The following is a 402-nucleotide window of genomic DNA, read 5'->3' on the forward strand; positions in this document are numbered from 1 at the left end:
GCCCAGGACAAGCTCAACTGTCTGCTAAGTAATTACTTGCACGTACGCAAGGAAATAGAAGGGTCTAACATTTAGCTGTTAGGCCCTTTTTTTTAACCTAAGCTAAAATAAAGAAAAGGGGTTGACCTATCCATGCGTTTGCGCGAAGAATTGCCTGATTTCCCTGGGATTACCGAATGGGTGAATGGACAGGTGACCAAAGCAGAATTGGCTGGTAGCCCGGTTTTGGTACACTTTTGGTCTGTAAGCTGCTACATGTGCAAGGAGTCCATGCCGAGCATCAACGAATGGCGTGACAAATATGCAGCAAACGGATTAAAAGTAATCGGTATTCACATGCCTCGTTCTGAAAAAGATACGGACATCGAAACGATCAAGCAAACGATTGCCGAGCACAACCTG

1 protein-coding gene is annotated in these 402 nt (G+C 45.3%); it reads left to right on the forward strand.

Annotated elements, in window-relative coordinates:
* Positions 1 to 132: 132 nt before the first annotated feature.
* Positions 133 to 402, forward strand: a 270-nt coding sequence (locus SB775_RS27615) for a redoxin domain-containing protein (RefSeq protein WP_410864331.1), incomplete at its 3' end; no start/stop codon positions are given.

It is taken from the genome of Peribacillus sp. SIMBA_075, from assembly GCF_046534585.1.